Here is a 9,578-nt window from a genome sequence, read left to right as displayed (position 1 = left end):
AAGCCCCAGGTGGATACCCCCGTGCCCCCCAGGGCCCCGGTGAAGAAAAAGAGCGCGCAGAAGAAGAAAATGGCCAAGAGGCTGGTGGCCTTGGGAGTGGCGGCAGCCATTCTGGGGGGCGGCGGCTTTGGCCTGTACCGCTTTCTGAACTCCGGCGGCGAGAACCAGGGTGAGATCTTTGCCCAGCCCGCCTACATCGGGTCCATCCAGAGCAAGGTATCGGGCAGCGGCACCGCCAAGGCCAAGGAGTCGGCGGCCATCACCCTGACCCAGAGCGGCACCGTTCAGGAGGTCTTCGTTACCGCCGGACAGACCGTTATGGCCGGCGACCCCCTGTACACCATTTTCAGCCAGGGCGCCGAGGACGAGGTGACCAACGCCCGGAAAAAGCTGGAGGACCTTCAAAAGGACATGGCCGACCTCCAGGAGGATGCCGCCAACCTGACGGTCCGGGCCCCCTTCGCCGGGAAGCTTCAGGAGGTGCAGCAGTTCACAGTGGACCAGGAGGTGTCCAAGGGGACCACCGTGGCCACTCTGGTCAACGACAAAAAGCTGAAGCTGTCCCTCTACTTCAGCTACGCCTATGAGAACGAGATCAAGACGGGCCAGAGCGTGTCCGTCTCCATCCCCGCCGTCATGGGCTCCTTCACGGGAACGGTGGAGAAGATCAACAAGGTGAGCTACATCTCCCCCGAGGGGGCGGTCCACTTCGAGGTGGTCATCACCTTCGACAACCCGGGGACCCTGACCGCAGGAATGGACGCCTCCGCCGTGCTGAAAGCCGCCGACGGCACTGAGATCTACCCCTACGAGAACGGCAAGACTGAATTCTATGAGACCCGGACCGTCCAGACCAAGGCCAGCGGTCCTGTGACCGGAACGGGCAACCTGCTCAATTACGCCAACGTGTCCGCCGGGGAGGCCCTGCTCTACCTGGGCTCCGCCACCATCGACTCGGACATTCGGGCCAAGCAGGAGGAGATCGACACGGCCCAGACCAAGCTGGACGAGGCCATGAAGGCCCTGGACGACTTCAACGCCGTGGCCCCCATCGACGGTACCATCACCTCCTGCTCCCTGTCCGAGGGGGCCGAGGTCAAGAGCGGCGACACCGTGGTCATCATCTCCAACACCACCACCATGCTGGTCACCATCCAGGTGGACGACCGGAACATCTCCTTCATCAAGCCGGGCGACATGGTGGAGCTGAACTGGAACGGGATGAACTATATGGGCGCCGTCACCGCCATCGACATGGGAGGCGCGCAGGCCGGCCAGGGCATGACCAACTACCCCGTCACCCTGTCGGTGGACAACTTTGACGGCTCTCTGATGGACGGCGCGTGGCTGCAGTACTCCTTCGTCACCAGCGAGTCCGACGGCTGCGTCCTGGTGCCCACCAGCTCGGTGAAGTACGTCAGCGACATGGAGGGCAACCGCCAGGCGGTGGTCTTTGTCCAGCGGGACAGCCGGCCCGACGACGTGCCTGAGCTGGAACTGCCCACGGTGGAGCCCGGCCAGAAGCGCCAGTACCCCAGCGAAGAGGAGGGCTATTACCCCGTCATCGTGGAGACGGGCCTCTCCGACGCCCAGAATGTGGAGATCATTTCCGGCGTCCAGGAGGGGGACAACGTCTTTGTCAATTACACCGTCACCGACATGGGCAGCAGCTGGTAAGGGGTGCCGCCATGCTCATAGATATTCGAGACCTCTATAAGATCTACAACGAGGGCAAGGAGAGCGAGGTCCGGGCCCTGGACGGGGTGTCCCTCCAGATCGACAAGGGGGAGTTCGTGGCCATCGTGGGCCAGTCGGGCTCCGGCAAGTCCACCCTGATGAACGTGCTGGGCTGTCTGGACATCCCCACCTATGGGGAGTATTACCTGGACGGCACCGACGTCACCTCCCTGTCCGACAAGGAACTGGCCCGCATCCGAAACCGGGAGATCGGGTTTATTTTCCAGGGCTACAACCTGATCCAGGAGCTGGACGCCCTGGAGAATGTGACCCTGCCCCTGATCTACCGGGGGGTGTCCGTCTTCGACCGGGAGGACATGGCCATGGAGGCCCTGGCCCGGGTGGGGATGGAGGACCGGGCCCACCACCGGCCCAGTGAAATGTCCGGCGGCCAGCAGCAGCGGGTGGCCATCGCCCGGGCCATCGCCACCCGGCCCCCCATCATCATGGCTGACGAGCCCACCGGCGCGCTGGACTCCAAGACGGGGCGCCATGTGCTGGAGATTTTGAGGGAGCTGTACCGGGAGGGCACCACCATCCTGCTCATCACCCACGACGACTCCATTGCGGCAACGGCCCGGCGGGTGGTCCGCCTGTCCGACGGCAAGGTCATTGCAGACCATCCTCAGGAGGTGGATTGGGAATGAATCTCTGGCAAGCCTTCAAAATGGCCTTCAAGTCCATCTCCATGAAAAAGACCCGGTCCTTCCTCACCATGCTGGGCATCATCATCGGCGTGGCCAGCGTGGTCATCATGGTGTCGGTGGTCCAGGGCCAGAACAAGAAGAACATGGAGTACTTCGAGAAGATGGGGGACAACAAGATCAACGTCTCCGCTTACTCCTACTACGACACCAACAACGAGACCTCCGAGAAGCTGTATGATTACTGCCTGTCCATGAGTGACCTGGTGCTGGGCATCACCCCCGACGCGGAGATCGACCAGAAAATGACCATCCAGTACGGGGCCAAGACCCTGTCCGTCAACGACTGGGACAGCATGGGCGGGGGCGGCAGCGTCGACTGGGAGAAGATGATGCACGTCAAGCTGGGCTCCGACCAGTACGGCGTGTGCAACAACTATCAGCTGGCCGGGGGCCGTGAGATGTCCTACCTGGACGTGGAAAAGACCAACGCCGTCTGCGTCCTGGGGGCCGGGGCCAAGGAGGCCCTCTTCGACTACACCGACCCGGTGGGAGAGTCCATCACCATTAACGGCCAGCCCTTCCTGGTGGTGGGCTGGTATGAATCCATGGCAGTGGATTACTGGCCGGAGCTGGACAACATCATCGTCCTGCCCTATACCTTTAACCGGACCCTGAACAACAATAACACCATCAACAGCTATGTGGTCAAAGCCAAGAGCGCCTCGGCCACCGTCGAGGCCATGACCAAGCTGGACGCCTACCTGGCCGGACTGTTCCCCAAGAACGCCGAGGGCTGGTCGGACAGGGGCGACTATTATGTGCAGAGCGACAACAGCTGGGCCCAGAACCTGCAAAGCCAGAACCTGATGCAGTCCCTGGTGCTGGGAGCCATCGCCGGCATCTCCCTGCTGGTAGGCGGCATCGGCATCATGAACATCATGCTGGTCACCGTCACCGAGCGGACCCGGGAGATCGGTATCCGCAAGGCCATTGGCGCTGAGCGCAAGAGCATCATCACCCAGTTCCTCATCGAGGCCGCCGTCATTTGCAGCATCGGCGGCGTCATCGGCATCGGGATCGGCTGCGTGGGAACGCTGATCGCGGGCAAGCTGTTGCTGGACGAGGCAATGATGCTGCCCGGGACCGGGATCACCGTGGGGGCCTTCCTGTTCTCGGTGGTGCTGGGCATCATCTTCGGCATGTATCCCGCCATCAAGGCCTCCGGCCTCCAGCCGGTGGTGGCCCTGCGGGCAGACTAAGGGAAATTAGGAGAGTGAACATGATGAGAATAAAAAAGATACTGGCCGGCGTGCTGGCCGCCGCCCTGCTGGTTTCCCTGGCGGTCCTGCCCGCCGGGGCGGCGGGCTCCTCCTTCACCGATGTGTCCGACCCGGTCACCGCGCTCAACGCGGACATCCTGCGTCTGATGGGAGTGGTGGACGGCGTGGGCGGGGACCAGTTTAACCCCGGCACCAGCCTGACCCGGGCCGAGTTTTGTACCATGGTGGTCAAATTCATGCAGAAGGGGGACCAGGTGGCCCTCCACTCCACCCGGACCATCTTTGCCGACGTCACCGCCCGCCACTGGGCGCTGGGCTATGTGAATCTGGCCGCCTCCCTGACGGTCAGCGACGGAGACAAGGAGCTCCCCCTGATCTCCGGCGTGGGCAACGGCAAGTTCGAGCCCGATACCAAGATCACCCTGGCCCAGGCGGCCACCATCCTTATCCGTGTGCTGGGCTATTCCAGCCAGCAGGCGGGGGCGGTGTGGCCCCAGAGCTACATGAATCTGGCCCGGTCCATCGGCTTGACCGGCGGGATCACCGCAGGGATCAACGAGCCGATCACCCGGGCCCAGGCCGCCCAGCTCTTCGTCAACGCCCTGAGCTGCAAGACGGGGGCGGGGGAGGTCTATTACAAGTCCCTGGGCACCGCCAAGGATGACACCATCATCCTGGCCGTCAACGTGACCACCGACGACGGCTCCAGCGACGGGGCCATCCGCACCACCGACAACCTGGACGGCGAGTCCTACCTGGCCGCCGCCGGAGCGGTGAAGCCCACCGCCCTGCTGGGCAAGCGGGGCGCGCTGGTGCTCAACGACAAGAACGAGATCGTGTCCTTTGTCCCCGACGACAGCAGCGCCGTCACCGTCACCCTGTCCGGGGAGGCCCAGCCCAGCTACGTGAAGGGCGCCGACGGCAAGCAGTACACCATGTCCAAGGATACCCTGCTCTATACCGCCGACGCCCGGGAGGGCAAGGCCTGGCTGGACGGCTATACCGCCCTGGCCTCCGGGACCCAGATCACCATGTACTCGGAGAAGGGCAAGATCGTGGCGGTCTATGCCGGCGGCAGCGCGGTTTCCGCCGACTCCGACGCCGTGGTGGTGGCTGGGAGCGCCACCGTGGCCATGTTCCACCAGCTTACCGGCGGCGCCTCTGACTTCCGCATCCAGAAGAACCGCCAGACCATCTCCCTGTCCGATATCAAGCCCTACGATGTGGTCACCTACGACAGCCTGAACAATACCCTGATCGTCTCCGACCTGCGGCTGGCCTGCGTATATGAGGACGCGGAGCCCAACGCCAAAGCGCCCACCGCCATCCAGGTCCTGGGCCACTCCTTCCAGGTGCTGGACAGCGCCTGGGATACCATCCGGGACTGCTCCATCGGTGACAACGTGATCCTGCTTCTCACCGCCGACGGCAAGGTGGCCGGCATGGTCCGGACGGGCGGCGCGGTCCGCTCCACCGCCATTGGCATGGTGTCCGCCGGGAGCGCCCAGGTGTTCCTGCCCAACGGCGGCTCCCTGGAACTGAAGGGGACTGTGAGCAACCTGGGCAATCTGGAAAATCAGCTGGTCACCATTTCCTCCGGCTCCAGAGGGAAGATCAGCGCGTCCAAGCTGTCCTCCGGAAACGCCCCCGGGGCCTTCCAGGTCAGTGAGATGAAGCTGGGCGGCCTCACCGTCACCGCCGGCGTCCGGGTCTATGAAAAGGTGGGCAGCGCCATGGCCGAGGTCAGCCTGGCCCGGCTGGACATGGGCTCCATTCCCGCCGGGGATATCGCCATGTATCACCTGAATTCCTCCGGCATGGTGGACTACCTCGTGCTGAAGGCGGTGACTGGAGACGTTTACACCTACGGGATCCTGGAAGAAGGCGGCCTCTCCGGCGGCTCCGGCGACATGCAGTACACCAACCGCACGGTGACCGTCAAGAACGGTACCGGCGGACTGGAGGAGCTGGTCACCGGCTACGCCTTCCGGGACAAGAGCTTCGGCGGCGTGGCCAAGGGCTTCGGCTCGGTGGACGGTATGGGCAAGACCGCAGACGTGGTGGCACTGACCGAGGTGAAGGGTGTGGCTCCTGCCGACTTCTTCGTCAGCCAGGGGGCGACCTACGTCACCGCCGGCGGCCGGACCTACCGGGTGGCCGATGACGTGGAGTGCTACAAAAAGACGACCAAGAGCTGGTTTGAACAGGAGACCGGCGAGGCCCGGCTCAGCGCCTGCAAGGCTTACTCCAAGGACCTGACCATCTATGTGGACCCCATCGGCGAGAAGGTCCGCATCGTGTCGGCCAACTGAATCTGCTTTCCCCTTTGACTCTCCAAATAGCACCGGCGGCGGTCCCAAATGGGACCGCCGCCAGTGCGTTTTATGGATCAGATCGGGGACCGGAAAAATCAAAAGGATACCGTCCCGGTCCGCATAGAGCCGCCATTTCCTCCGCCCGGTGGGTGAAGATCGGGTCGGCCACGCCGCATACCCGCCACCCGGCTTCCTGGGCGGCGGCGCAGTAGACGGGGGAGTCGTCAAAGAGGACGCAGTCCTCCGGCGGCTGTCCGCATAGCCGGGCCGCCGTCATGTACAGCGCCGGGTCCCGCTTTTCCAGCCCCAGCTCCGCCGTGGTGAGTACCCGCTCCAGCAGGGGAGACAGCCCATGGGCCTCCAGAGCCGCCCGGCACAGGTCGGGTATGCAGGAGGTCAGCACAGCGCACCGGACGCCCGCCTCATTGGCCCGCTGGAGAAAGTCACGGGCTCCGGCCTTCAGGGGCAGCCGGCCGGCATAGGCCTCCCGGGCCATCTCCTGCCAGGCGGCCACGATCTCCGCCCCGGTCATGGGCAGGGAAAAACGGGACCGGGTGTATTCCGCCGCGTCGGGAAAGGCGTGGTAGGTCACATAGTCGGTGTAGTCTTCGGGCACCGGGGAGATGCCGTGGCGGCCTAAAAATTCGATGTCGATGTCCAGCCAGATCCCGTTGGAGTCCAGCAGGGTGCCGTCCAGGTCAAAAAAGTACATAGAGTCCTCCGTTAAGATGAGTTGTGGAAGTGTAAATTTTAGTTTATGGATGTATTATGGGGCGTCGGGGACGCCGCCCCCTACGCACGGTTTACAATATGGCTTCGTAGGGGGCGGCCTCTGGACGCCCCGCCCGTAGGGCGGCCCCTTGGGGCCGCCGCCAAAATGGCAGCCGTCGGGGGGAAATGGCCGAAGGCCAAAAGGGGGAGGGATAAGCCCCCGCCCTACCAAGCCCTCGCCCTACATGAAACGATAAACTAAAATTTATACTTCCGTCCAAAACCGCCACGGAAAGTCCGCCGCCTCCTGGGCGTAGTCGATTCCGATGCGCTTGCCCACCTGAATGTGCCCGGGAGCGGGACCGTCGCAGACATACAGGCCGCTGTCCGGAGCAGTCAGATCCAGGCCGTTCTGCGCCCGGGTCAGGTCCAGCCCACGGCACAGCTTGCCCGGACCGTTGAGGAAGTTTTTTCGCTGGTAGGCGGTCATTTCTGCCATCTTGCATCCAAATCGGTTTTCTGCTATAATGTCCCCGTTTGTGACCGCTTCCGCTCCCCGGATGAGGACGGCGGAGGGCTCCCCCTCCGGCTCGGTGACAAAGTTGAGGCAGTGGTACATGCCGTAGATCAGGTAGATATAGGCGGTGCCCGGCGGGGCGAACAGGGTCTCGGTCCGGGGCGTGCGCTTGTGGCCGTAGGCGTGGCAGGCTTTGTCCATCCGTCCCACATAGGCCTCCGTCTCGGTGATGCGGCACACCAGATGTGTCCCGTCCTCCAGCACCCGGACCAGGCATTTGCCCAGCAGATCCCGGGCCACCGTCACCGTGTCCCGGTCATAAAAATCCCGTATTAAAAGCTCCATGGCCCCTCCCGTCCCGGGGCGCGGCCCCGAAGCTGATCGGTCCCATGATACCATGAGATAACATTATTTTGCAATCCGGAGTTGATCGTCATGTCACCTAAGATGATGAGAGTGTTGGCGAAGCCGATGCTCTGCTGTTCCGCACTGATTTGGGGCGCCTCGTTTTTTATTATGAAAAATGCGCTGGATAATATCCCGGTTTTCCATTTGCTGGCCATCCGGTTTACGGTGGGAGGGCTACTGCTCTCGCTGATCTGCTGGTCCCGGTGGAAGGCGTTTACCAGGGATTACCTCTGGCGGGGAGCGGTGATAGGGGGATTTTTGTTTCTGGCCTATGCGGTTCAGACCCTTGGATTGGCTCTGACCACCCCGTCCAAAAATGCTTTTTTGACGGCCTCATACTGCGTCATCGTTCCCTTCCTCACCTGGGCGGTGGTGAAGGTGAAGCCGGACCGCTATAATATTGCTGCGGCGTTGTTGTGCATTACGGGTGTAGGATTTGTTTCGCTGAACGACCAATTGTCTATCAATGCGGGAGACTTGCTGACGCTGCTCTGCGCAGTATTCTATGCCGCACACATTGTGGCAGTGGCCAAGGTCTCCCCGGGAAAAGATGTATTGCTGCTGACTACATTTCAGTTTGTGTTTGCGGGGATTTATTCCTGGATCTTCGGGTTGAGTATGGAGGAGTTTTCGTTCCAACTGCTGTCGGATCCGGGGGTGTTCTGGCCCTTGGCCTACCTATGTATCATGGCGACAACGGTGGGACTCCTGTTCCAGAATGTGGGCCAGGTCTGGTCCGACCCCGCCTCCGCCTCGGTCATCCTGTCTCTGGAGTCGGTGTTTGGGGTTCTGTTCTCGGTCATTTTCTATGGCGATCCGGTGACCGGCCGGCTGCTGGCGGGCTTTGCCCTGATCTTTGTGGCCGTGGTCTGCTCCGAGACCAAGTTCTCCTTCCTGCGCCGAAAGACCCCCGCCTGAGCCTCTGAATGCTCCAATGCCGCTGTGTTTGCAGCGGCATTTTCTTATTTATTAAAAGATTATGAAAAATAAAATTAAATATTGACTTTAATAAAATTAAATATTATGATGCAGACACAGAACAGGAAGGGGGATGACCGCATGTCCGTGGACGTGGCGCCCGAGTGGATGGCGGGGCTGGAGGAGGAGGACGTGGTGTTCATCAAAAAGTTCATCCTGGCCTCCGGGTCGCTGAAGGAGATGGCGGCCCAGTACGGGGTGACCTATCCCACGGTGCGGCTGCGGCTGGACCGGCTGATCCAGAAGATCAAGATTGGGGAGGATACCGCCGCCGATCCCTATATCGCCACCATCAAGCGGCTGGTGGTCAGCGAGCGGCTGGACTTCGACACCGCCAAGCTGCTGATTGCCGAGTATAAAAAAACACGGGGCGGAGCACAGCTCTGACCGTGATGGAGAAGGAGGAATTTTGGTGAACATGATGTTTTCGACGGTGGGCTTGGCTTTGGTCGCCGCCATCTTTATGATGCTGGTACCCATTGCCCTGCTGGTAGTTCTGCAGGTGTGGCTGTGCCGGAAGGGACGGCGGCTGGGGCTGATCCTGCCGGTGCTGTCTTTGCTGTTTTCTTTGCTGATCGTAGTAAATCTGGCGGGATTTCAGATGTACGCAGGGGGCGGGGCCACCACCGTCACCACTTATGGTGAGAATGGGCAGATCGTAGAGCAGCACCATGAGGAGCATGCGCGCAGCCAGCTGACCCCCGGGGCCATGGGAGCCGTCGCCATGCTGTTCCTGGTGTCCAACATCCCCACGGTGGTGTTTGGGGGTATCTGGCTCCACTATAAAAACCGCCGGGATTTTCAGGATGATTTGAAAAAGATGAAAATAGAAGATTTGGAATGAGCGGGAATAAGGTCCGCCGGGCAACCGGCGGACCTTTTCTTATCGAGAGATGAATGTGAGAGCTGCGCGGATAAATTTTAGTTTTAGTTTATGGATGTATTATGGGGCGTCGGGGACGCCGCCCCCTACGCACGGTTTACA

At 61.6% G+C, this 9,578-nt stretch carries 9 protein-coding genes; 7 read left to right on the top strand and 2 right to left on the bottom strand.

The features are described from left to right. The 4 genes from I6E39_RS10850 to I6E39_RS10835 all read left to right on the top strand — a co-directional run. On the top strand, positions 1-1,677 hold a 1,677-nt coding region (locus I6E39_RS10850), incomplete at its 5' end, for an efflux RND transporter periplasmic adaptor subunit (RefSeq protein WP_235381601.1). Positions 1,678-1,688: 11 nt separating this feature from the next. Next, positions 1,689-2,384: an ABC transporter ATP-binding protein gene (locus I6E39_RS10845; protein ID WP_235381600.1), complete on the top strand. Its 696-nt coding sequence runs from the start codon at positions 1,689-1,691 to the stop codon at positions 2,382-2,384. After that, complete coding sequence (locus I6E39_RS10840) at positions 2,381-3,643, top strand: ABC transporter permease (protein WP_235381599.1); 1,263 nt, start codon at positions 2,381-2,383, stop codon at positions 3,641-3,643. Before I6E39_RS10845 ends, I6E39_RS10840 begins: the two co-directional genes overlap by 4 nt. Before the next feature lie 20 nt (positions 3,644-3,663). Further along, positions 3,664-5,976, top strand: coding sequence for an S-layer homology domain-containing protein (locus I6E39_RS10835; RefSeq protein ID WP_235381598.1), 2,313 nt, complete (start codon positions 3,664-3,666; stop codon positions 5,974-5,976). Positions 5,977-6,046: 70 nt separating this feature from the next. On the opposite strand, the gene I6E39_RS10830 is transcribed toward I6E39_RS10835, so the two are convergent. Then, positions 6,047-6,691 (bottom strand): HAD family hydrolase, encoded by a 645-nt coding sequence (locus I6E39_RS10830; protein WP_235381597.1) that lies wholly within the window; start codon positions 6,689-6,691, stop codon positions 6,047-6,049. A 264-nt stretch (positions 6,692-6,955) separates the two neighbouring features. Next, a complete protein-coding gene (locus I6E39_RS10825; protein ID WP_235381596.1) occupies positions 6,956-7,552 on the bottom strand; it encodes a DNA-3-methyladenine glycosylase in 597 nt (198 codons plus the stop codon). Positions 7,553-7,723: 171 nt separating this feature from the next. On the opposite strand from I6E39_RS10825, the gene I6E39_RS10820 reads away from it, so the two are divergent. The 3 genes from I6E39_RS10820 to I6E39_RS10810 all read left to right on the top strand — a co-directional run bounded on the left by I6E39_RS10820 (position 7,724) and on the right by I6E39_RS10810 (position 9,437). Next, entirely contained in the window at positions 7,724-8,533 is an 810-nt protein-coding gene (locus I6E39_RS10820; RefSeq protein ID WP_235381595.1) for a DMT family transporter, read from the top strand. 141 nt (positions 8,534-8,674) lie between these two features. Then, on the top strand, positions 8,675-8,980 hold the full coding sequence (locus tag I6E39_RS10815) for a DUF2089 family protein (RefSeq protein WP_235381594.1): 306 nt from the start codon (positions 8,675-8,677) through the stop codon (positions 8,978-8,980). Between the two features lie 25 nt (positions 8,981-9,005). Beyond that, positions 9,006-9,437: a hypothetical protein gene (locus tag I6E39_RS10810; RefSeq protein WP_235381593.1), complete on the top strand. Its 432-nt coding sequence runs from the start codon at positions 9,006-9,008 to the stop codon at positions 9,435-9,437. The last annotated feature ends 141 nt before the right edge of the window (positions 9,438-9,578 follow it).

Origin of the sequence: Pseudoflavonifractor phocaeensis, from assembly GCF_021531375.1 — a bacterium.
In the GTDB taxonomy this organism is placed as follows: Bacteria; Bacillota; Clostridia; order Oscillospirales; family Oscillospiraceae; genus Lawsonibacter; species Lawsonibacter phocaeensis_B.
Note: the sequence above shows the minus strand (reverse complement) of the source record. Positions and strands in the feature narration are given on the sequence as shown.